Source organism: Peribacillus sp. S4, from assembly GCF_046715815.1.
Classification (GTDB): domain Bacteria; phylum Bacillota; class Bacilli; order Bacillales; family DSM-1321; genus Peribacillus; species Peribacillus frigoritolerans.
Genome location: NZ_CP175708.1, coordinates 4,011,716 through 4,033,992, shown reverse-complemented (window position 1 = coordinate 4,033,992; position 22,277 = coordinate 4,011,716). Strand labels below are relative to the sequence as shown.

20 protein-coding genes and 1 other annotated feature are annotated in these 22,277 nt (G+C 44.1%); of the genes, 14 read left to right on the top strand and 6 right to left on the bottom strand.

Annotation, left to right across the window (positions count from 1 at the left end; genetic code table 11):
• Positions 1-4: 4 nt before the first annotated feature.
• A complete protein-coding gene (locus tag ACJ9PY_RS19120; RefSeq protein WP_057276687.1) occupies positions 5-721 on the bottom strand; it encodes a (Fe-S)-binding protein in 717 nt (238 codons plus the stop codon).
• A gap of 181 nt (positions 722-902) precedes the next feature.
• The gene (locus ACJ9PY_RS19115) at positions 903-1,634 is read right to left on the bottom strand and encodes a FadR/GntR family transcriptional regulator (protein WP_057276686.1); all 732 of its coding nucleotides are present in this window, start codon (positions 1,632-1,634) and stop codon (positions 903-905) included.
• 255 nt (positions 1,635-1,889) lie between these two features.
• On the opposite strand from ACJ9PY_RS19115, the gene ACJ9PY_RS19110 reads away from it, so the two are divergent.
• The 7 genes from ACJ9PY_RS19110 (at position 1,890) to ACJ9PY_RS19080 (ending at position 10,491) form a co-directional block, all read left to right on the top strand.
• On the top strand, positions 1,890-3,578 hold the full coding sequence (locus ACJ9PY_RS19110; protein ID WP_330501411.1) for a lactate permease LctP family transporter: 1,689 nt from the start codon (positions 1,890-1,892) through the stop codon (positions 3,576-3,578).
• 73 nt (positions 3,579-3,651) lie between these two features.
• The gene (locus ACJ9PY_RS19105) at positions 3,652-4,764 is read left to right on the top strand and encodes a PucR family transcriptional regulator (protein WP_063575518.1); all 1,113 of its coding nucleotides are present in this window, start codon (positions 3,652-3,654) and stop codon (positions 4,762-4,764) included.
• 117 nt (positions 4,765-4,881) lie between these two features.
• A complete protein-coding gene (gene glcD / locus ACJ9PY_RS19100) occupies positions 4,882-6,294 on the top strand; it encodes a glycolate oxidase subunit GlcD (protein ID WP_411738758.1) in 1,413 nt (470 codons plus the stop codon).
• Positions 6,291-7,616 (top strand): (Fe-S)-binding protein, encoded by a 1,326-nt coding sequence (locus ACJ9PY_RS19095; RefSeq protein WP_411738757.1) that lies wholly within the window; start codon positions 6,291-6,293, stop codon positions 7,614-7,616. Before glcD ends, ACJ9PY_RS19095 begins: the two co-directional genes overlap by 4 nt.
• 254 nt (positions 7,617-7,870) lie before the next feature.
• Entirely contained in the window at positions 7,871-8,800 is a 930-nt protein-coding gene (locus tag ACJ9PY_RS19090) for a YsnF/AvaK domain-containing protein (RefSeq protein ID WP_053535893.1), read from the top strand.
• A 163-nt stretch (positions 8,801-8,963) separates the two neighbouring features.
• On the top strand, positions 8,964-9,764 hold the full coding sequence (locus tag ACJ9PY_RS19085) for a general stress protein (protein WP_098863967.1): 801 nt from the start codon (positions 8,964-8,966) through the stop codon (positions 9,762-9,764).
• Positions 9,765-10,107: 343 nt separating this feature from the next.
• Positions 10,108-10,491 carry a general stress protein gene (locus ACJ9PY_RS19080; RefSeq protein ID WP_057276680.1) on the top strand — a complete coding sequence of 128 codons (384 nt, stop codon included), beginning with the start codon at positions 10,108-10,110 and terminating at the stop codon, positions 10,489-10,491.
• Positions 10,492-10,507: 16 nt separating this feature from the next.
• Here ACJ9PY_RS19080 and sspI read toward each other — a convergent pair whose 3' ends face one another.
• Entirely contained in the window at positions 10,508-10,717 is a 210-nt protein-coding gene (gene sspI, locus ACJ9PY_RS19075; RefSeq protein WP_034309032.1) for a small acid-soluble spore protein SspI, read from the bottom strand.
• Positions 10,718-10,839: 122 nt separating this feature from the next.
• Here sspI and ACJ9PY_RS19070 point away from each other — a divergent pair, with 122 nt between their 5' ends.
• The 3 genes from ACJ9PY_RS19070 (at position 10,840) to pheT (ending at position 15,427) form a co-directional block, all read left to right on the top strand.
• Positions 10,840-11,598, top strand: a complete 759-nt coding sequence (locus ACJ9PY_RS19070; RefSeq protein ID WP_034309029.1) for a TrmH family RNA methyltransferase — start codon at positions 10,840-10,842, stop codon at positions 11,596-11,598.
• A 44-nt stretch (positions 11,599-11,642) separates the two neighbouring features.
• Positions 11,643-11,885 (top strand) — a binding site (T-box leader).
• A gap of 58 nt (positions 11,886-11,943) precedes the next feature.
• Positions 11,944-12,984: a phenylalanine--tRNA ligase subunit alpha gene (gene pheS / locus ACJ9PY_RS19065; RefSeq protein ID WP_053535889.1), complete on the top strand. Its 1,041-nt coding sequence runs from the start codon at positions 11,944-11,946 to the stop codon at positions 12,982-12,984.
• Positions 12,985-13,012: 28 nt separating this feature from the next.
• Positions 13,013-15,427 (top strand): phenylalanine--tRNA ligase subunit beta, encoded by a 2,415-nt coding sequence (pheT, locus tag ACJ9PY_RS19060; protein ID WP_411738756.1) that lies wholly within the window; start codon positions 13,013-13,015, stop codon positions 15,425-15,427.
• Positions 15,428-15,474: 47 nt separating this feature from the next.
• On the opposite strand, the gene ACJ9PY_RS19055 is transcribed toward pheT, so the two are convergent.
• The 3 genes from ACJ9PY_RS19055 to rnhC form a co-directional block, all read right to left on the bottom strand.
• Positions 15,475-15,705 carry a hypothetical protein gene (locus ACJ9PY_RS19055; RefSeq protein ID WP_411738755.1) on the bottom strand — a complete coding sequence of 77 codons (231 nt, stop codon included), beginning with the start codon at positions 15,703-15,705 and terminating at the stop codon, positions 15,475-15,477.
• Positions 15,706-15,722: 17 nt separating this feature from the next.
• Entirely contained in the window at positions 15,723-15,890 is a 168-nt protein-coding gene (locus ACJ9PY_RS19050) for a hypothetical protein (RefSeq protein WP_411738754.1), read from the bottom strand.
• A gap of 61 nt (positions 15,891-15,951) precedes the next feature.
• Positions 15,952-16,911 carry a ribonuclease HIII gene (rnhC, locus tag ACJ9PY_RS19045; protein WP_063575527.1) on the bottom strand — a complete coding sequence of 320 codons (960 nt, stop codon included), beginning with the start codon at positions 16,909-16,911 and terminating at the stop codon, positions 15,952-15,954.
• A gap of 172 nt (positions 16,912-17,083) precedes the next feature.
• Here rnhC and zapA point away from each other — a divergent pair, with 172 nt between their 5' ends.
• The 4 genes from zapA (at position 17,084) to ACJ9PY_RS19025 (ending at position 22,215) form a co-directional block, all read left to right on the top strand.
• Entirely contained in the window at positions 17,084-17,344 is a 261-nt protein-coding gene (zapA, locus tag ACJ9PY_RS19040; protein WP_034309021.1) for a cell division protein ZapA, read from the top strand.
• Between the two features lie 4 nt (positions 17,345-17,348).
• A complete protein-coding gene (locus ACJ9PY_RS19035; protein WP_034309018.1) occupies positions 17,349-17,894 on the top strand; it encodes a CvpA family protein in 546 nt (181 codons plus the stop codon).
• A 212-nt stretch (positions 17,895-18,106) separates the two neighbouring features.
• A complete protein-coding gene (polX, locus tag ACJ9PY_RS19030) occupies positions 18,107-19,825 on the top strand; it encodes a DNA polymerase/3'-5' exonuclease PolX (RefSeq protein WP_411738753.1) in 1,719 nt (572 codons plus the stop codon).
• A 35-nt stretch (positions 19,826-19,860) separates the two neighbouring features.
• Positions 19,861-22,215: an endonuclease MutS2 gene (locus ACJ9PY_RS19025; RefSeq protein ID WP_063575529.1), complete on the top strand. Its 2,355-nt coding sequence runs from the start codon at positions 19,861-19,863 to the stop codon at positions 22,213-22,215.
• Positions 22,216-22,277 lie beyond the last annotated feature (62 nt).

The following is a 22,277-nucleotide window of genomic DNA, read 5'->3' as shown; positions in this document are numbered from 1 at the left end:
TTCTTTAAATGCTATTCAGGACTTCCGCAATGTGAAGGACCTTCACCGGTTGCCCCTTCCTTTGGATCCGTCCGCCGATATTCATCAAACATCCTGCATCCCCGCCGATTAAAAAGTCGGCACCGGTTTCTTCAATATTGCATACCTTCTCCTCGACCATTTGTCCGGAAATGTCACCCATCTTAACCGAAAAGGTCCCCCCGAACCCGCAGCAGTTTTGGGCATCCGGAAGTGGTGTCATTTCCAGCCCCCTGACATGGCTTAATAAAATGGCAGGTGCTTCCTTCACCTTAAGCAGCCGTGTCATATGGCATGAAGTATGATAAGTGGCCTTTCCCTTGAGGGTAGCCCCGACGTCGGTCACTTTTAAGACATCCACGATGAATTGGGACAATTCATATGTTTTAGCCGCTAATGATGCCGCTTTCTTTTCCCATACGGCATCACCTTTGAAAAGTACCGGATATTCCTTGAACATCGCTGCACAGGAACCGGAAGGGGTTACGACGTATTCAGCATCCGCGAACGTTTTAATCATCTTTTTCATGGCTTCCTTCGATTCCTTCGTATACCCGCTATTATATGCCGGCTGTCCGCAGCATATCTGGGACTCCGGGAAATCGATCTCACAGCCTAATCTCTCGAGTAGCTCCACTGTCGCTTTGCCGACATTGGATTGAAACAAATCCACTAAACATGTTGCAAAGAGAGTAACTTTCAATCTGAATTCCTCCTTTTTCAAAATAGGTTAACAGGTCATCTGATGACTAGAAAATAGAAAAAGGAAATGGCTAAGAGAAGATACCAATTTCCAAGATTTTTTAAATGAAGTAATCGTTTTCAAAATAATATATCAATTTAATCCTTTTTTGTATAGGGTATTTTTGAAATTTAAAGGAATGTCAATGATTCTTTTGCTGATTTTTTTGGATGACCCGGTCCAGCGATTCCTCGACGCTTTGAAGATGAAACAGCATGGCACTGCGGGCTCCGTCCTCATCCTGTGCCACGATTGCATCATATATCCTGACATGCTGCTGGTAAAGCTGCTTGAGTGTCATCTCTTCGGAATAAAGCGCAGCCCGACGGATATCACGCATCTTTTCCGTCATTAATTCTGAAACATGATTCATCAATGTAATCAGCAGCTCATTTTGTGATGCATTTGCCACGGCAACATGGAAGGAGATATCCGCTTTATCACTAAGTTCTTCATCATCCGAGACCTTTTCCATATTAAAAAGCATGTCCTTGAGTTCGATAAGGTTTTCTTCCGTTCTCTTCTTCGCTGCCACTTCCGCCGTACCGGACTCAAGGATTTTCCGGACTTCCAGTAAATGCTTGATATTGTCTTGATCCATCAAAAGGGCGGCAGACAAGGGGTGGTTCATGATGGCGGGGTCGAAGGTTTTGACGAATGTTCCTTCACCTTGTTTTATTTCAATAAGACCCATTGAACTCAATGCACTTAATGCTTCGCGGATGGCCGGGCGCCCGACTTGGAAATTTTCCGCAAGCTGCTGAATGGAATCCAATTGTTCACCTGGTTTCAGGCTGCCTGACCGAATCATTTCATAAAGTTCATCGCTGACTTCTTCATAAATTTTTTTCGGCTTTATTTTTTTATATACCAAGTAGTAGCACCTCTATTTTCTATGAGTTTCTCTAGTTAATATTATATAACACAAATGATCTTTGACACTTCCAGAAGAGTTAAAAAATCAACAAAAAATAAAAAAAATCTTGCTTTTATATTTTCAATCATTTAATTTAAATGAGTACTCATCAAGTCATCAGATGACTTTGAATATTTGAATATGTAAGGGGTTTCAATTAGCGTTTGATTTCTGAATTTTTTAAAAAATCAATAGTAAAAGGAGTCGAAATGAATGACATGGACACAAAACTTTACGCCGATCACCGATAATTTAGTTTTATCATCTCTTGCCGCACTCATTCCAATTCTTTACTTTTTCTGGGCGCTTACCATCAAACGCATGAAAGGTTACATGGCAGGTATAACGACGTTGCTTGTAGCTCTTGCAGTGGCTGTATTGATATATGGGATGCCTGCAGGAAAAGCAGTGATGTCCGCTTCACAAGGAGGCGTATATGGGCTGCTCCCAATCGGATGGATAATCATCACTTCCGTATTTTTGTACAAGATGACTGTTAAAAGCGGGCAATTCAATATCATTCGTTCTTCTGTGCTTTCGCTTACGGAAGACCGGCGCCTCCAGGCATTATTGGTGGCATTTTCTTTCGGGGCCTTTTTAGAAGGTGCTGCGGGATTTGGAGCACCGGTCGCCATTTCAGCCGCGCTTTTAGTCGGTCTCGGCTTTAATCCGCTATATGCAGCCGGGATTTGTTTGATCGCGAATACCGCTCCGGTAGCGTTCGGGGCCGTTGGAATACCGATCATCGCCATGGAAGGCCCTACTGGCATAGCCGCCATGGAGATTTCCAAAATGGTCGGCCGCCAATTGCCATTCCTTTCTGCTTTCATTCCGCTTTATCTCATTTTAATCATGACTGGGTGGAAAAGGTCGCTTGAGGTTTTGCCGGCAATTTTGGTTTCCGGAATTTCCTTTGCCATCACACAATACTTAAGTTCGAATTTTCTTGGGCCCGAATTACCCGACATCCTATCCGCGTTAGTGTCACTGTTTGCATTGGCAATTTTCCTTAAATTCTGGAAACCTAAGACGATCTTTCGATTTGCATCAGAGGAAACGGCAGCTGCTGTCGAACCATTATATACAGCCGAAGCGGAAACAAAATACACGAAATGGCAGATATTCCATGCTTGGTCACCATTCCTTCTGTTAACGCTTTTCATCACAATATGGGGGATGAACCCAATAAAGCCGGCACTATCCGGACATTATGAAGGCAACAATGTGCTGCTTGGCGGAATCAATGAAATCGGGAAACTATTAACCTTCCAAATCGAAGTTCCAGGTCTGCATAATGAGATAATCGGAAGTAATGGATTGCCGATTGCGGCTTTCTATAAAATAGAACTGCTCGGAGCAGCCGGGACGGCCATTTTACTTGCTGCCATCGTAACGAAGTTCATCGCACACATGTCTTCAAAAGACTTTTATGGCACCCTTGTTGAAGCGATGAAAGAGTTGGCCAAACCAATCTTGATGATTTCTACCGTGGTTGCTTTTGCTTATGTGACGAATGCTTCAGGCATGTCGACAACATTAGGGATGACCCTGGCAAAATCGGGTGATTTATTTCCGTTCTTCGCACCTGTTCTCGGCTGGCTAGGTGTGTTCATTACCGGATCGGATACATCAGCCAACCTCTTATTTGGCAGTCTGCAGAAAGTGACTGCGCTTAAAGTGGGGATGGAACCGGTTCTGGCTCTGGCGGCGAACTCTTCTGGAGGGGTCACCGGAAAGATGATTTCCCCCCAATCGATAGCGATAGCTTGTGCTGCCGTAGGATTAGCGGGCAGGGAATCGGAATTATTGAGATTCACGCTTAAACATAGCTTATTTTTATTGCTGCTTGTTTGTGTGATTACCTTCTTGCAAAATGGCGTCCTTTCCTGGATGATTCCATAAGTAGAATGAGGCTCCCTTTTCATCGGGGAGCCTCGAAATATTTTCAAGTCCATTCAAAAAAGGAGGACATATCATGCAATTGGCAGCTGTTGCAGGAAAATTGGTGCATGAGGTTCGAAAACTGATTGATGAGGAGATCATCATTATTGATCATGCTGGCATGATTATCGCCAGCACCGATGGCAGCCGTATTGGATCTTTTCATGAAGGAGCCATCCACGCTTTCAACAATCGTGAGAAATTGATCATCAATAAACAGGATGAACGAAGTTGGAAAGGAGTGAAGGCAGGGATAAACCTGCCTATTTTCTTTAATCAGGAAGCCGTTTGTGTCATTGGAATTACAGGTGACCCCAAACATGTTTCCCCTTATGCGGAACTATTAAAAAAGATGACGGAGATGTTCATTCAGGAAAGCTATCATATTGAACAAGCAGAATCCCAATCACGTCTGATGGAATTCTTTGTATTTGAATGGCATCAGCTGCAGACGTTCAATGAGCACTTCCTTCAGAAGGCCAAGTTACTTGGGGTCGATGTTCATGCGGACCGGATCATCACCCTTGGTGAATTCAAGACTGAGGAAATCATTGAACCTCATGTATGGAGAACGCTTCAGATATTCATAAGACAGCAGCATCCCAATGACATCGCAGTACGTTGGGGGAGGAACCGATTCGTCATTCTTTCAATGGCCGATTTCATCGGTTCAAAAAACCAGCAATATATGAAACTAAGTAAACTGCAAAAAAAGCTGGAAGAGAGTTCGGGTTATAAAGTGTGTGCAGGAGTTAGTTCGCGTGCATCAGGATCCGCTTTCAGGCCAGCGTTTTTTAAAGCGGAACGTTCCTTGAAAATCGCGTCTTCTTCATCAGGTATCATATTTGACGAGGACTTGAAACTTGAGGTCCTGCTTGATGAAGTTACCGCTGAAACTAGACAGGAATATTTATCCCGGACGATTCAGGAGTTGCTACCTAATGAGGAGCTGCTTAAAACCCTTTCCATGTATTTTGCATGTGATCTATCTTTAAAAGAGACGGCTAGAGCCCTGCATATCCATATCAATACCCTCCATTACAGGCTCAAGCGCATTGAGGATTTGACCCGGCTGAACCCTAGGAAGCCAGCCGATTTAGTCATGATGTATCTAGCTTTAAGTGTATTGGATAAACATACAAATTAATTCTATGAAAAGCTCAAAACTTTATATGTTCATACATAGAAGGCCGAGTGTTTTTTTTCTTATACTTACATCATATAAAAAATCTAAATTTCCTATGTTTATATGAGGAGGATGTACATGTTAACAAAGCAGGTTAAGCAGCTACTTCTTGCCATCGTCGGTCAGGAGAATTACGATGACTCGAAAGTGGAATGTCTAGTCTATTCATATGATGCAACGCCTGGATTTCAAGCGTTGCCGGATGCTGTCATCAAACCGGGCAGCACAGCTGAAGTCGCAGCCATCATCAAAGTTTGCAACAAATACAATGTTCCGATCGTTCCGCGCGGGTCTGGGACGAATTTAAGCGGAGGCACATGCCCGACAGAGGGAGGGCTTGTCCTTTTATTCAATCGAATGAATTCATTACTTGAAATAGATGAGGAGAACTTAACGGCGACCGTACAGCCTGGGCTCATCACTTTGGACTTGATTTCAGCAGTTGAAGAGAAGGGATTGTTTTATCCGCCGGATCCAAGTTCGATGAAAATCTCCACGATTGGCGGCAACATTAATGAGAATTCTGGTGGACTGCGAGGCTTAAAGTATGGAGTCACCCGTGATTATGTCATCGGGCTTGAAGTGGTCCTTCCGAATGGGGACATCATTCGAACAGGGGGCAAGCTTGCCAAAGATGTAGCCGGATATGATTTAACCAAACTTTTTGTCGGATCGGAAGGGACCTTGGGCATCGTTACGGAAGCGACCTTAAAGCTGATTCCAATGCCGGAAACGACTAAGACGATGCTTGCCTTATATCAAGATCTGGATGCTGCAGCCCAGTCAGTGGCCAAGATCATTTCAAATAAGATCATTCCTGTGACATTGGAATTTCTGGATCGGCCGACGTTGATCGTTGTTGAAGACTTTGCGAAAATCGGTTTGCCTACCAATGTGGAAGCCGTCCTGCTGATTGAACAGGATGGACCGCCTGAAGTGGTGGAACGTGATATGAAAAGGATGGCCGATATCTGTCTAGAGGAAAAGGCGGTTTCCGTGGAAATTGCCGAAACGGAATCTGACGCTGTCGCCTTGAAAACGGCAAGACGGACGGCACTTTCCGCATTGGCACGCCTCAAGCCGACGACCATTTTGGAAGATGCCACCGTTCCTCGCTCGGAAATTGCCAAAATGGTTAGAGCGATTAATGAGATCGCTGACAAGCATAACGTGGACATTTGCACGTTCGGTCATGCTGGGGACGGGAACCTGCATCCGACATGCATTACCGACGCTCGTGATCATGAGGAAATGGAGAGAGTGGAGCTCGCTTTTGCCGACATTTTTGCCGCGGCTATCGACCTTGGCGGGACGATTACCGGTGAACATGGTGTAGGAGCGATGAAGGCCCCGTATCTTGAATGGAAGCTGAAGAAAGAAGGGATTGATGCCATGAGGGCGATTAAACAGGCTTTCGATCCCAATAACATCATGAATCCCGGCAAAGTATTTGCCAAGGAAACCAGGAAAAGGGTGGTGGTTTCTTCATGACGACAGTTCAGGAAAGGGAAACCATTGCCATTCAATTCGCGGAAAAAATGAATGAAGATGAATTGTTGAATTGTATGCGCTGCGGTTTTTGCTTACCCCATTGCCCGACATACATAGAATCGGGGCTGAAGGAATCCCACTCACCAAGGGGCCGGATTGCACTTATGAAAGCGGTGGCGGATGGTGTGATTGAGCCAGATAGGGATGTAGAACGTTCGTTGAGTCTTTGCCTCGGCTGCAGGGCTTGTGAACCTGTGTGCCCTTCAGGTGTGAAATACGGACACCTTCTTGAAGAAGCAAGGGATATCATCCATCAGAATAAAAAACACAGCTTCCCTGTAAAAACGATCCGCAAGGCCGTTTTTAGTGGACTATTCCCGCACCAGGAGCGAATGCAGACCATGACAAGTTTGCTTGGCTTCTATCAGAAATCAGGCCTGCAATACATGGCCCGTAAAACGGGAGTCCTCAACATGCTCCCGGATAATTTGGCAGCCATGGAAAAAGTGCTCCCGAAAGTCCCGAAAAAAGCAGAAATGAAAAATAGGCCAACCGAGCTGCCTGCAATCGGAACGCCGCTCAAAAAGGTGGCTTTCTTTTCCGGCTGCTTGATGGATACGATGTTTTTGGAAACGAACAAGGCCACACTAAAGCTTCTTCAGCTGGCCGGATGTGAAATCGTGATACCGAAATCCCAGGCCTGTTGCGGTGCGCTGCATGGTCACAGTGGTGAAAAAGCAGGTGCAAAGCAACTGGCCAAGCGTAATATTGAAGCCTTTAAAATGGAGGAAGTTGATTATATCATTACGAATGCCGGTGGCTGCGGCGCTTTTCTCATAGATTATGATCATCTGCTCCAAGATGAACCGGAATGGCATGACCGTGCAATCTCATTTAAAAATAAGTTGAAAGATATCAGCCAGATCCTTGTTGATTTGCGTTTTCAGGAAAAAGTTCGCCTGAAACTTCTAGCTCAATCCGTAACTTTCCAGGATTCCTGTCACTTACGGAATGTGATGAACACCTCCTCGGCTCCGCGAATTCTCCTTCAATCAATAGAAGGAATCGATTTCAGGGAAATGAAGGATGCCGATCGCTGCTGCGGCTCAGCTGGGATATATAATATTGTTGAATCAGAGATGTCCATGAACATTCTCGACTCTAAAATGGAGCACACGAAATCGACACAGGCCGATATTGTTGTCACGGCAAACCCTGGCTGCCTGTTGCAAATGCAATTGGGGATCGAGCGGGAAAACTTGGGGGAATGCACAAAAGCGGTGCATATTGCGGACCTGCTAATAAAGGCTGTGGCGTTATAATAGAAGAAAAAAGATCACAAGCATTATTTGAAAAAACGAAATGGCATGATTTGGTTAAACATTACATTTTTATAAAGGGGGAAACCCTTGTAAAGCTTGGATTTCAATTAAAAATGCGTTCTGTGCTGAGAACGAATTGTAAATGATATAACAAAAATGAAATATGGATTCCTCGTTTACTTAGGAACATGGCGGGTATTGTTTATATATAGCATCCACTAAACGAAACAACAAAACCTAAGGAGGAATGTAAAATGAATAAAACAGTATATGGAGTATATGAATCAAATGCAGAAGTGATCCAAGCAATTAATGCACTTAAGGCAAAGGGTTTTGAAGGGGACGATATTACGGTCGTCGCAGATAAGGAAGAAACATTGGATTTCACGAACCATCAACGGGAAACGGATGTTCACACAATGACGAATGTTCCTAACGACGAATCGTTTATGGACAAGGTGGCACGTTTCTTCATGCCGGAAGATACGGCAGACCTTTCAACAAGATTGGCTAATGCAGGACTTTCGAATAGCGATGCGGCTGAACATGTCTTTGATGTAGAAAATGGAAAAGTCCTGGTTCTGGTTGAAGAAGGTGAAGGCCATCTTGGAACGGCAAGAGATAAATTCACGACCGGAACAATGGACACTGCCGGTACAAGGCTTGATACTAACTCCACCAACCCATTATATAATGGCACGGAAAAAACTGATGCATTAAATAAAGAAGATGTTTATGGAGTCAACGGACAAGGCCGTGAATTGCCAGAAGATGAAAGGACACTTACACTTCGGGAAGAACAGCTGAACATTGACAAAGAAAGAGTTCAGACAGGAGAAGTCGTCATTAATAAAGAAGTCAATGAACAGCATAAAACGATCAATGTCCCTGTTGAACACGAAGAAGTGACAGTTGAGCATAGATCGGTTTCAGGACGTGAAGCGAATCGAGAAACCGGAACCATTGAAGATGGGGAAACATTACGAATCCCGGTTGTTGAAGAAAAACTGGAAGTTTCGAAAAAACCGGTTGTCACCGATGAAATTGTCATCAAGAAACATGCTGTACAAGAAACGGAACAAGTTCAGGATACTCTTAAAAAGGAAGATATCCAGCTTGATAGTACAGATGAATCGATCGTGAATGAGAAAAAGGCAACTGAACGTAGAACCGACCGCTTCTAAGAGTGAAGGAAATGGCCTGCAGTTTTAAAACTGCAGGTTTCCTTTTGGTTTTTAGACCGATTAAAGGTCCGAGCTTAGGGAAGGCAAACCTTTTTGTTTAATTGGCACCCATCAGGGTATAAATACACATAAGAAGAAATATCGGAAAGGAGGAGGAATATGCATGGGAAAAACGTTATATGGTGTTTTTAATACGGAAAGAGAAATGATCCAGGCTATACAATCCCTCAAGGAAAAGGGGGTTCATGAAGGGGAAATAACGGTAATGGCTGATAAGAAAGAAGATTTGGATTTCGTTAATGAAAAGCATGATCCGGATGTCGAAGTCGTTACTAACTCTAACGAGGAATCCTTCATTGATAAAATGAAACACTTTTTCCTGAACGAGGGTTCCGAAGATATAAGGAACCGTCTAGGTGAGCTAGGGCTTGCCGATAGTGAAGCAACTGCTTATATAAATGAAGTGGAGGCTGGAAAATTCCTCATTCTTTTAGATGAATCGGAAACCGTAACAGCACGTGAGAACATAACTTCCAATCTAATCGAGGATACGGACGCACCTGCAGAGAATCCGCTTAAAACAGGGGTGGTGAACAATCCGGACCCGAACCTTTTTCCGGAAACAACCGCGAATGCCTATCAAACAAGCGAAATGGAAGCACAGCCAGGAAGAAGCCAAGAGCTTCACGGAAATTCCGCCAATATCTATGAAAATGAAGAGCTGGATATGAAGCGAGCTCAAGAAAGGGAAATCTGGGGGAATTCCACAGAAAAATTCAAGAAGCAAAAACCAGGGATTCATGAAGGAACACTGGCAAGCGACCCGTTTGCAGACGATGCTGACAAAAACCTGGACGCTCAAGGATCACTGGATCGGACCACGGGACCGACAGCCAGCGGACAGCAAGAGGAAGGCTTACAAGATGAATACATCAAAAATCGAATCAATACCGACAATCTGTAATACCGCAACAAGAGCAGCCTGCATAAGGCTGTTTTCGTTTGTTTACTTAAATTGAAGAAATTTGCGACACTCCTGCCGAAATCACTGTCTAGCTGAGACACGCAGCCGTTTGCCTTGGCTTGTGAGACAGTCGACGGAAAGGGAGTGGAACGTTTTTTAATAGGACCGCAAGCAACCTCGATTTTCTTAGAGTTTGCTACAGGCTGTTATTTTTAAAAAAACCTTTAGGCAGAGGGTTCCCTTGTTCGTCTCCATAGACTATTTGCTTGTTTATTGATAAAGCTGCAAGGTATAATGACAAAGGAATTTTATTTTAAGTAGAGTAACAAGGAGGGGGAGAAACATGGAAAAAAACGTATATGGTGTTTTTGACTCTAATCCGGAACTACTTGCTGCAATTTCAGACTTAAAAGCAAAAGGCGTAACTGGCACCCAAATGACAGTGGCAGCTGATATAAAAAATAATGTGCAGCTTGGAAATGAACATACGGATATACTGATCATCGCCAATCAGGATAAGGAGGATACTCTTTTTTTGAAAATCTTCCATTACTTCACAGATGAAGGATCTGGAGATTTACGCAGCTTTTTCACGAAATACGGCTACTCTTTTGCGGAGACAAAAGCGATGCTTGAAGAAGTGAAAGCAAAGAAATTCATCTTGCTGCTTGATGAAGAAGTCTCCATCGAAGAACTGAAGGCTGGCGAGGCGAGATTAAAAAAATAACAGCCTTTGAAGGCTGTTATTTTTTTAATCCTGCTTCGAGGGCAGTGATCATTTCCTGTTTTTCCTGCTCGGAAGAATTTTGCCAGATGACCTCGAATAATACTCCCAATCCAGGAAGCATTTTTTCCTCGCCATTTTGTATGGCATCGACAATCGTGTCTTCCAGCTGCTCTTGCGTATTTCCAGATACATTTTGGATGATCGCATTACGTAAGTTTAAATTCATAATTATTCCTCCTCTAACACATAATGACTGACATTAATAGCATTTCACAAACTCGCATGCAATATGTATGTGAATTGCGTTATAATAGGAAAATCAGTGTGAAGTTAAAGGAGCGTTTACCCTTGAAATATATCGAATCCGTAAAAAACCCGCAAGTTAAGCAATGGAAAAAACTTTTGACGAAAAAAGAACGAGATAAAACAGGTAAATATTTAGTCGAGGGTTTTCACCTAGTTGAAGAAGCCTTAAAAGAGGAAATCGTCTTGGAAGTGATCATCAATGAAGAAACTGAAATGCCTGCCCATTTTAAGGTGGAAGGCACAGAACTCATTTATGTGAAAAATGATATTATGAAGGCGATTTGCGATACCGAAGCACCGCAGGGAATTGCTGCGGTTTGTGAACAGAAATCAACGAGCATGGCGTCCATCAATCCGGAGAAATTATTGTTGATCGATGCCGTCCAAGATCCAGGGAATATTGGAACGATGATCAGGACAGCGGATGCAGCGGGAATCGATGCGGTCATTCTTGGGGAAGGGTGTGCTGACTTGTATAATCCCAAAGTGGTCCGTTCGACGCAAGGGAGCCTCTTCCATATGCCTGTCATTAAAGGGAACCTATCCGAAATCATCGATGAGCTTAAGCAAAGCGGCACACCGGTTTATGGCACGGCATTAGAAGGGGCATCGCCATTTGAAGAAGTGGAAAAGTCTTCCCGATTTGCCCTGCTGGTCGGTAATGAAGGTCAAGGGGTATCGAAGGAATTACTGGAGAAAACGACTAAAAACCTCTATATTCCCATCTACGGAAAAAGTGAATCTTTGAATGTGGGGATCGCTGCCGGGATTTTAATGTACCATTTACGAAAATCGATTTGAAACGGCCGAAGAATTATAATATAATAAAACAGAATTTTATAATGAAAACAACGATGACAAAGAGTAGTAGCTTAAAGTTAACCATATCCAGGGAGAAAATGCCTTGACTGAAAGCATTTTTATGGCACTGCTTAAGTGAATTCACCTTTCGAGTTGGCATTGGGAAGACAGAATGTCCGAAAAATGTTCCGGTGAAGAGCCGTTATTTTTAATGAAGTGAGTGCAGAAGTTTTTTTGTTTATGCACTAATAAGGGTGGTACCGCGATACATAAACCTCGTCCCTTTAGGGATCGGGGTTTTTTTGTGTTCATTTTTACAAAAGGAAAATAAAGGAGGAAGACATGATGCAGGAACGTTTACTAGAACTGCAGGAAGAAGCGTTGCAAAAAGTTGCCGCCGCTTCCGAATTAAAAGAACTGAATGAAGTCCGTGTTGCTTATTTAGGGAAAAAAGGGCCAATCACTGAGGTATTGCGCGGCATGGGTAAATTATCTGCCGAAGAGCGCCCGAAAATCGGGGCACTAGCCAATGAAGTACGTGAAGCGATTGCAACAAAGATCGAGGAGAAACAAAAAGCGCTTGAAACCGCGGCAGTCAATGCAAAGCTAGCAACTGAAACGATTGACGTCACACTTCCAGGACGTCCGGTAAACAAGGGGAATCTTCACCCATTAACACGAATCGTGGAAGAAATCGAAGACTTATTCATCGGGATGGGTTATACGGTTGCGGAAGGTCCTGAAGTCGAGAGCGACTACTACAACTTCGAGGCACTTAACTTGCCAAAAAGCCATCCGGCACGTGATATGCAGGACTCCTTCTATATCACGGATGAAATCCTGATGCGGACGCACACTTCACCGGTTCAAGCCAGAACGATGGAAAAACATAAAGGTCAAGGCCCTGTTAAAATCATTTGCCCAGGAAAAGTATATCGCCGGGATAACGATGATGCGACACACTCCCATCAATTCCAGCAAATTGAAGGCTTGGTCATCGATGAGAACATCAGCATGAGCGACCTGAAAGGAACGCTAGACGTATTTGCGAAAAAAGTATTCGGGCAAGACCGCGAAATCCGTCTTCGTCCAAGTTTCTTCCCATTTACTGAGCCTTCCGTCGAAGTGGATATTTCTTGTAAAATCTGCAGCGGTAAAGGCTGCAGCGTATGTAAAAAAACAGGCTGGATCGAAGTGCTTGGCGCTGGGATCGTTCATCCGAACGTCCTTGAGATGGCTGGCTTCGATTCCAAGAAATACTCTGGATTCGCATTTGGAATGGGCGTGGAACGGATTGCCATGTTGAAGTACGGTGTGGACGATATCCGTCATTTCTATACGAATGATGTTCGATTCTTAAAACAATTCAACCATCACGAAGCATAAATTTTTATTTTAAAAAGGAGGACCTACCATGTTTGTGTCATATAAATGGTTACAAGATTATGTTGACCTTTCAGGCATCAATGCGACGGAGCTTGCTGACAAAATCACGAAAAGCGGCATTGAGGTTGAAGGGGTGGAAAAGAAAAGTGAAGGGCTAAAAGGGGTTGTCATCGGGCATGTCTTAGAACGTGAACAACATCCAAATGCGGATAAATTGAATAAATGCCAAGTTGATATCGGGGCCGAAAATCCCGTTCAGATCATCTGTGGGGCACCGAATGTCGATAAAGGCCAAAAAGTCGCAGTCGCTACTGTTGGCGCAGTCCTTCCAGGTAATTTCAAAATCAAGAAAGCGAAACTTCGCGGAGAAGAATCGCACGGAATGATTTGCTCGCTTCAAGAATTGGGCTTCGAATCCAAGCTTGTTTCCAAGGATTATGCTACAGGAATCTTCGTCTTCCCTAATGATGTGGAAGTAGGGAAAGATGCATTGGAGGAACTTGGTTTAAGTGATGAAGTGCTTGAACTTGGGCTGACACCAAACCGCTCCGACGCGCTAAGCATGCTTGGTGTTGCATACGAAGTGGGAGCCATTCTAGGCCGGGAAGTGAAATGGCCGGTAGTCGAGAAAGAAGAGGCAGCTGAAAAAGCAACTGATTATATCAGTGTCAAAGTGGAAGCGAAAGAAGATAACCCGATATACATGGCTAAAATCATCAAGGATGTTAAGATCGGACCCTCACCGCTTTGGATGCAGACTAGGTTGATGTCTGCAGGTATCCGACCTCATAATAATGTGGTGGATATCACGAACTACATTTTACTTGAATACGGCCAACCGCTCCATGCCTTTGATTATGACCGCTTTGGTTCAAAGGAAATCGTCATCCGCAGAGCGAAGGATGCTGAAAAAATCGTAACATTGGATGAAGCGGAACGCACTTTGACACCTGACCATTTAGTGATCACGAATGGCAGTGAGCCTGTTGCGATTGCTGGTGTGATGGGCGGAGCGGATTCCGAAGTCAAAAATGATACGACGAACATCATTATTGAAAGTGCATATTTTGCTGGTACAGTAGTTCGCAAAGCTTCAAAGGACCATGGATTACGCAGTGAAGCTAGTGCCCGCTTTGAAAAAGGCGTCGACCCGGCACGTGTTCGTGAAGCAGGGGAACGTGCTGCACAATTGATTGCACAATATGCAGGCGGAACAGTCTTACAAGGAGCAGCAGAAGTTGACGAATTGTCAATGGAACCTGCGGTCATTAGCATTACGCTTGAAAAAATCAACACACTCCTTGGAACAAGCATGACCTTATCAGTTGTGGAATCAATCTTCAAACGTCTGCAATTCGGCGTGGAACTTGACAATGAAACATTCACGATCACTGTCCCGACGCGCCGTGGTGATATTACGATTGAAGCCGATTTAGTCGAAGAGGCTGCACGTTTATATGGATATGATAACATCCCCGTTACACTGCCGATCGGTTCTGCTAATCCAGGACAATTGACAGACTATCAAATTAAACGGCGGAAGGCACGCCGTACACTTGAAGGCGCAGGCCTTTATCAAGCAGTGACCTATTCACTGACAAGCCAGGAAAAAGCGTCCCAATTCGCATTGGAAGCAAGAGAATCCATTCGATTGGCAATGCCAATAAGTGAAGAAAGAAGCCAGCTGCGTTTAAGCATCGTGCCTCAATTGCTGGAAGTCGTGAAATATAACAATGCCCGCCAAATTGATTCACTGGCACTGTATGAAATCGGTTCGGTATTCTTTAAGCGTGACGAACAAGAACTGCCTGAAGAAAAAGAACATGTTGCTGGAGCAATCACCGGCCTATGGGAGTCACATCTATGGCAGGGTGAAAAGAAACCAGTGGATTTCTTTGTAGCCAAAGGCGTGATCGAAGCATTATTCGACACACTTGGATTAGCTGATCAAATCAGTTACCGCCAAGCGGAAATCAACGATATGCATCCAGGACGGACAGCGGAAGTACTATTGAATGGTGAAGTAATTGGATTTATCGGCCAAGTGCACCCAACTGTCCAAAAAGACTTGGATATTAAAGAAACATACATTTTCGAACTTTCCTTAAAAGCATTGGCCGAAGCAGAAGTCGCGCCGATAGCGTACCAAACGATTCCGCGCTATCCATCAACCACACGCGATATCGCGCTCGTTGTGGATCAAGCCACGAAAGCCGGGGACATTCAGGATATTATTGAAGAAGCCGGCGGCAAACTGCTGAAAGAAGTAAGCATCTTCGACTTATACGAAGGTGAAAGAATGGAGGAAGGCAAGAAATCCATTGCCTACTCACTGAAATACTACGACCCGGAACGTACCCTGACGGACGAGGACATTACAAAAGCACATGATAAAGTGCTTGAAGCCGTTAAAGAAAAAGCCGGCGCAGAGCTAAGAGGATAAAACCAAAAAGACAGCTCCCTGAATCATGGGGAGCTGTCCTTTTTATTTCACGAGTAAAAGGTGAACTTACGAGTAAATGGAGCGAATTCACGAGTAAATGGCGTGAATTCACGAGTAAACCGAGCAAACTCACGAGTAAATGGCGTAAACTCACGAGTAAAAGGTGAATTCACGAGTAAATGGAGCAAATTCACGAGTAAATGGAGTAAACTCACGAGTAAATGGAGCAAATTCACGAGTAAATGGAGCAAACTCACGAGTAAATGGCGTAAACTCACGAGTAAACCGAGCAAATTCACGAGTAAATAGTGAATTCACGAGTAAATGGAGCAAACTCACGAGTAAATGGAGCAAACTCACGAGTAAAAGGTGTAAACTCACGAGTAAATGGAGCAAATTCACGAGTAAATGGCGAAAACTCACGAGTAAATGGTGAATTCACGAGTAAACCGAGCAAACTCATGAGTAAACCGCGCATTTTCACGAGAAAAAGGCGGCTGTTCAGGAAGATCAGCCGCTTTCTTCTATTTATGATATTTCTGTTGATAGAGTCGCTTCGCTTTTTCTGTGTTGGCAAAATGGGTTTTCGTGAATTCGTGTAATGAATCGATTCCCTTTTCGTGAATCAATCTTGCGGCCGCTTCATCTACTGCAAATCCGGCACCTTTAGGGATTTTGAATCCGGCTTTTTCACTCAGCAAGTCAAAGCGTTTGACGAATGCATATCGGGCCAGGATGGATGCGGCTGCCACTCCAAGGTGAATGCCTTCCGCTTTTGTGCATAGATAGGTAGCATTAGCTTGGAATAGTTCTTGGCCTTTTAGGTAATTGAAAAATACCTCTGGTTGAGCGAATTGATCAATAAGGACGGCTTCCGCTTGTTCTGGCTGGATTTTTTGCATGAGGTTCTTGATTGCTTGGTTATGGAGGAGTGCCTTCATTTTTCCTTGTGACATTCCCTTTGCCTGCAGCGCATTATATTTCGGGTTGTCGCATGTGAGCAGGCTGAAGGGCACTACATCCTTAATCTGTTTGGCAATGTCGATGATCTGTGGGTCTTTCAGATTTTTGGAATCCTGGACACCTAGCTCCTTTAATAGAGCGAGTTGCTCCTTCTTGGCATATACGGCTACGACGGTCATCGGCCCGAAATAGTCTCCTGTTCCGACCTCGTCTGAACCAATCACTGACATGGTTCCGATATTTGCTGGCGGCGAATATCGATGGACGTTGACCGATGCAGAGGATGCCGTTTTTTTCTTTGGAGCCGCAGCAGTGGTACCTTTTTGCCATTTTACCGCTTCTATTTCGGCATTCTTACCTTGAAAAAGGACCTTCCCCGATTTATAGGCCGTCACCGTACATAGCGGCGGTTTGGCGGAAAAGATGCTCCCTGGCGGCTGCTTGGCGGCCAAGGATGAAGAATAATGGGACTTCATCGCCTTTATTTGTTCAGGACTGATAAGTAAAACAACATGGGACATAATGGGTTAGCTCCTAACTTCATTTTGTTTATTAGGTAATCTTCTTCCTAAATTCGATATCGTATGACAAATTATTGAAATTTTAATGCGAGAAATGACGATGTACTCTCTTTCATGACGAAAAACTTCATGATATGATAGAATTAGGATTGTTTAGATTGGGGGCATCATTTTGTCAGACGATAAACGAAATAAAACAACAGTTGATATATACGGACAGCCATATACAATCGTCGGCACAGAAAGCGCAAGTCATATGCGCCTGGTCGCTTCGATGGTTGACGAAAAAATGAGAGAGATCAGGATGAAAAATCCACACTTGGATACAAGCAAGCTAGCGGTGCTAACGGCCGTGAATACCATCCATGAATATATTAAATTAAAAGATGAACTAGACCAGCTTCAACTGGAATTAAAGAGAGAGAAGGACTGAGTACATGCTTGATTTAGCAATTCTGGCCATTCTTTTAATCGGTTTATTAATCGGTTTAAAGCGTGGCTTCATTTTACAAACGGTTCATATGACTGGGTTCATTGTAGCCTTCATCGTCGCCTATGTATTTTACGGAGATCTTGCTCCCAATTTGAAATTATGGATTCCGTTCCCAACGATGGGTGATTCCTCGACCCTTAATATGTTTTTCAATACAGTCGGGCTTGATACGGCGTATTACAATGCAATTGCCTTTGCAATCATTTTCTTTGCTGCCAAGATTCTTTGGCAAATGATAGGATCCATGCTCAATTTCATTACCCATCTACCGATATTAAAGCAGCTGAATCGCTGGGGCGGAGGGATATTGGGTTTTCTCGAAGTCTATCTTATCATGTTTATTATATTATATATAGCTGCCATGCTGCCAATGGATTCCATCCAGAAACCATTAACTGGCTCATTTCTGGCAGAATCGATCGTGAAACATACGCCGTTCCTTTCCGAGCAAGTGAAGGAACTATGGTTTCATGATGTAAAACAATCTTAATGTCAGTATAAGAGGGCCTGCCTCCCGTGTTCAAAGTCCTGGATTCCTATACTTTGAACACGGGGGAGGCCCCTTTTTATGTAGCGGCATGTAGCTTCATTCTATTTGATTCGAAGGTTAAGAACCTGACTGCTTGTACTTTACCTCCAAGAAAGGTATCTTTAAGAAAGTGAACATGGGACACCCTACTAATTTTTTCGGCGGTGAATTAAATGACAATTAATAAAAAAGATATCATTAAACTATTAGAAAAAATTGCAATATATATGGAACTAAAAGGAGAGAACCCGTTTAAGGTTTCAGCTTTCCGAAAGGCAGCGGGCGCCTTGGAAACGGATGACCGGAGCCTGACGGAGATCGAAGATTTTACCGCTTTGAATGGAATCGGGAAAGGAACGGCATCCGTCATCGAAGAGTATATAAATGAAGGGAAATCGACTGTACTTGAAGAGCTTCAGGAGCAGGTGCCAAAAGGATTGATTCCGCTTCTGCAGCTTCAAGGTTTGGGCGGTAAGAAAATTGCCAAGCTTCATAAAGAGCTGCATGTCAAAGATGTGAATGATCTTAAAATCGCCTGTGAGGAAGGCAGGGTCGCGGCGCTTGCCGGTTTCGGCAAAAAAACGGAAGAGAAGATCCTGTCTGCAATTGCCGAGGCGGGTTCAAGGCCAGATCGGCTGCCCCTAGCCTTCATGAGACCGATTGCGGCTGATATTGAAACGGCCCTTGCTAACATGGATTACATCATCCGTTCTTCTAGGGCGGGCAGCATCCGGCGTATGAGGGAAACAATCAAGGACCTCGATTTCATCATTTCGACAGATCATCCCGAAGAGGTGAAGAATCAACTGCTTGCAATAAAAGGGATAAAACAGGTGATTGCGGCCGGTGATACAAAAGTATCGATCGTGCTTGATTATGAATATGACATTTCTGTCGATTTCCGAATCGTTAAGGATAAGGAATTCATCACGACACTTCATCATTTTACAGGTTCGAAGGATCACAATGTGCGGATGCGTCAGCTTGCTAAAGATCGCGGAGAGAAAATCAGCGAATATGGGGTGGAAGTGACTGAAACAGGTGAAGTATTGCCGTTTGAAACGGAAGAACAATTTTATAATCATTTTGGCCTTCCTTTCATTCCCCCAGAACTGCGTGAAGACGGAACGGAAGTGGAGCATTATGATGCTAATGAACCTCTCATATCTTTAGAGGCCATTAAAGGTGATCTGCATATGCATACGACATGGAGTGATGGTGCTCATACGATTGAAGAAATGATTGAAGCATGCCGTGCAAAAGGGTATCGATATATGGCCATCACCGATCATTCGCAATATCTGAAAGTGGCGAACGGCTTGACCGCTGAACGTTTACGTGAACAAAAACGGATCATCCATGAACTTAATGAAAAATATACTGACTTTACCGTTCTTTCCGGGATAGAGATGGATATACTTCCTGATGGGACACTTGATTATGACGATGAGCTGCTTGCAGAGATGGATTTGGTCATTGCATCGATTCACTCAAGCTTTTCACAGCCTCGGGAAACGATCATGGAGCGCTTAAAAACGGCTCTGAATAATCCGCATGTAGATATCATTGCACATCCAACGGGAAGGATCATCGGCAGACGAACCGGATATGATGTGGATATAGAAATGCTGATCGAACTGGCCAGTGAAACGAATACGGCCTTGGAATTGAATGCGAATCCGAACCGATTGGATTTGGCACCTCCGCATCTGCGCAAGGCTCAGGAAGCAGGCGTTCCGATTGTGATCAATACGGATGCCCACAGCATCGACATGCTTGAACATATGCCGGTGGGGGTCTCGTCAGCCAAAAAGGGCTGGATTAAGGAATCTACGGTTCTTAATGTAAAGGATACGGATGGCTTATTGGCGTTTTTAAAGAGAAATGATTAACTATTTGCCCATAAATAAGGAGGAGCTTTAACTCCATGCATAATAAAGCTTTAAAGACATTGGAATTTCATAAAATAAAAGAACAATTAATCTCACACGCATCCTCATCCATAGGAAAAGAAAAGGCGGAGCAATTGATGCCTTCCACGGATTTTGAAGAAGTGTCGAGATGGCAGGAAGAAACAGATGAGGCTGCCAAAATCGTAAGGTTGAAAGGTAACTTGCCATTGGGCGGAATTTTCGATATCCGTCCGCATGCAAAAAGGGCACAGATTGGCGGTATGCTCTCACCGATGGAATTGATGGAACTTGCGAGTACGATTCGTGCCGGCAGGATCTTAAGCCGTTTCTTCGAAGAACTGGCAGAGCAGGAGATTGATGTTCCGCTTTTAGCCGAATATATCGATTCCCTACATCCATTGATTGATTTGCAGCAGGAAATTACGTATGCAGTAAGCGAACATGGCGAAGTGATGGATTCTGCCAGCGACAAGCTTCGTACCCTAAGAAACCAAATTCGGACGAATGAAAGTCGCGTAAGGGAAAAACTGGAAAGTATGATCCGTTCTTCCAATGCATCAACCATGTTATCCGATGCCATCATCACCATCCGGAATGATCGATTCGTCATCCCGGTAAAACAGGAATACCGCAGTGTGTATGGAGGGATCATTCATGATCAATCATCATCAGGGCAGACGTTGTTCATTGAACCTCAAGCAATCGTTCAGCTGAATAATGTCCTGCAGGAAACCCGAGTGAAGGAAACGCAGGAAATAGAACGGATATTGGTCGAACTATCGGAAAAAGTCGGTGCGTTCACCCCTGAATTGCTTCATAATGTCAAAGTGCTGGCACAAATCGATTTCCTTGTCGCCAAGGCAAAATATGCAAAAGCGATAAAAGGTTCCAAGCCGATTCTGAATAATGAGGGACGCGTGAAATTATTCAAAGCGAAACACCCGCTCATTCCGAATGATGTCGTCGTGGCCAATGATATTTTTCTTGGTGATGAATTTACGACAATCGTCATCACCGGTCCGAATACAGGTGGTAAGACGGTTACCCTGAAAACGATTGGCCTCTGTACGTTAATGGCCCAGTCCGGTCTGCAGATTCCTGCGCTGGATGGTTCCGAAACGGCTGTGTTTTCCTCTGTTTATGCCGATATAGGCGATGAACAGTCGATTGAACAAAGCTTAAGTACATTTTCTTCGCATATGGTCAATATTGTCGATATCCTTAAGCATGTCGATTATGACAGTCTTGTTTTATTCGATGAGCTTGGAGCGGGAACTGACCCACAGGAAGGTGCAGCTTTGGCCATTTCCATTTTGGATGAAGTGTATAAGCGCGGAGCACGTGTGATTGCAACGACACATTACCCGGAATTAAAAGCGTATGGATATGATCGGGAAGGCGTCATTAATGCAAGCGTCGAATTTAATGTGGAAACCTTGAGTCCCACCTATAAACTTTTAATTGGTGTACCAGGGCGGAGTAATGCGTTTGAAATTTCCAAGCGCCTTGGTTTGGAAGAAAACGTGATCAGCAACGCCCGCGGCCATATCGGTGAGGATACGAATAAAGTTGAAAATATGATAGCGTCCCTTGAAGACAGCCGCAAGAAGGCTGAAGAAGAGGAATTGGAAGCCAAGAATCACCTGAAACAGGCGGAAATTCTTCATAAAGACCTTCAAAAGCAGATTGATGAGTACCATCAAGAACGGGATGCGATGGTTGAAAAGGCAGCAAAAGAGGCAGCGGCAATCGTTGAAAATGCACAAAGGGAAGCGGAAGCGATCATTGCCGACTTACGTAAACTGCGACTTGAAAAGCATGCCGATGTTAAAGAGCATGAACTGATCGATGCAAAAAAACGGCTTGAAGAAGCAGCGCCTAAAGTGAAAAAAACAACAAATAAAGCTGCGAGGCCGCTGGATAAAAGCTTGAAACCTGGAGATGAAGTAAAGGTCGTAAGCTTTGGTCAAAAAGGTCACTTGATTGAGAAGGTCTCAAATAATGAATGGCAGGTTCAGATCGGCATCATGAAAATGAAAGTGAAGGAGTCTGACCTGGAATTCATCAAGAGCACAAAAGTAAAAGAAACAAAGCCGCTTACCACGATCAAAGGCCGCGATTATCACGTTAGCGTCGAACTTGACCTTCGTGGAGAACGCTTTGAAAATGCCATATCAAGAGTGGAAAAATACGTTGATGATGCTCTTTTGGCCGGTTATTCGAGTGTCTCCATCATTCATGGTAAAGGGACGGGTGCTCTTCGGTCCGGGGTCCAGGAATACTTGAAAAATCACCGCTCTGTCAAAAGGATTCGCTTCGGCGAAGCCGGTGAAGGCGGAACAGGTGTTACGGTGGTGGAATTTAAATAAAGGAAAGCGGTCATTCCGGCAGTTCAGCCAAGCCGGGTGGCTAGTTACCATTCGGGAGTTGG

Excerpts from the sequence above, each read along its gene's own strand:
- ACJ9PY_RS19095 (WP_411738757.1), top strand. The coding sequence starts at position 6,291 with ATGACGACAGTTCAGGAAAGGGAAACCATTGCCATTCAATTCGCGGAA.
- ACJ9PY_RS19090 (WP_053535893.1), top strand. The coding sequence starts at position 7,871 with ATGAATAAAACAGTATATGGAGTATATGAATCAAATGCAGAAGTGATC.
- ACJ9PY_RS19050 (WP_411738754.1), bottom strand. The coding sequence starts at position 15,890 with ATGAGTTTGCTCGGTTTACTCGTGAATTCACCATTTACTCGTGAGTTT.
- sspI (WP_034309032.1), bottom strand. The coding sequence starts at position 10,717 with ATGAATTTAAACTTACGTAATGCGATCATCCAAAATGTATCTGGAAAT.
- ACJ9PY_RS19085 (WP_098863967.1), top strand. The coding sequence starts at position 8,964 with ATGGGAAAAACGTTATATGGTGTTTTTAATACGGAAAGAGAAATGATC.
- ACJ9PY_RS19025 (WP_063575529.1), top strand. The coding sequence starts at position 19,861 with ATGCATAATAAAGCTTTAAAGACATTGGAATTTCATAAAATAAAAGAA.
- ACJ9PY_RS19035 (WP_034309018.1), top strand. The coding sequence starts at position 17,349 with ATGCTTGATTTAGCAATTCTGGCCATTCTTTTAATCGGTTTATTAATC.
- ACJ9PY_RS19080 (WP_057276680.1), top strand. The coding sequence starts at position 10,108 with ATGGAAAAAAACGTATATGGTGTTTTTGACTCTAATCCGGAACTACTT.
- rnhC (WP_063575527.1), bottom strand. The coding sequence starts at position 16,911 with ATGTCCCATGTTGTTTTACTTATCAGTCCTGAACAAATAAAGGCGATG.
- polX (WP_411738753.1), top strand. The coding sequence starts at position 18,107 with ATGACAATTAATAAAAAAGATATCATTAAACTATTAGAAAAAATTGCA.
- glcD (WP_411738758.1), top strand. The coding sequence starts at position 4,882 with ATGTTAACAAAGCAGGTTAAGCAGCTACTTCTTGCCATCGTCGGTCAG.
- ACJ9PY_RS19105 (WP_063575518.1), top strand. The coding sequence starts at position 3,652 with ATGCAATTGGCAGCTGTTGCAGGAAAATTGGTGCATGAGGTTCGAAAA.
- pheS (WP_053535889.1), top strand. The coding sequence starts at position 11,944 with ATGCAGGAACGTTTACTAGAACTGCAGGAAGAAGCGTTGCAAAAAGTT.
- ACJ9PY_RS19110 (WP_330501411.1), top strand. The coding sequence starts at position 1,890 with ATGACATGGACACAAAACTTTACGCCGATCACCGATAATTTAGTTTTA.
- pheT (WP_411738756.1), top strand. The coding sequence starts at position 13,013 with ATGTTTGTGTCATATAAATGGTTACAAGATTATGTTGACCTTTCAGGC.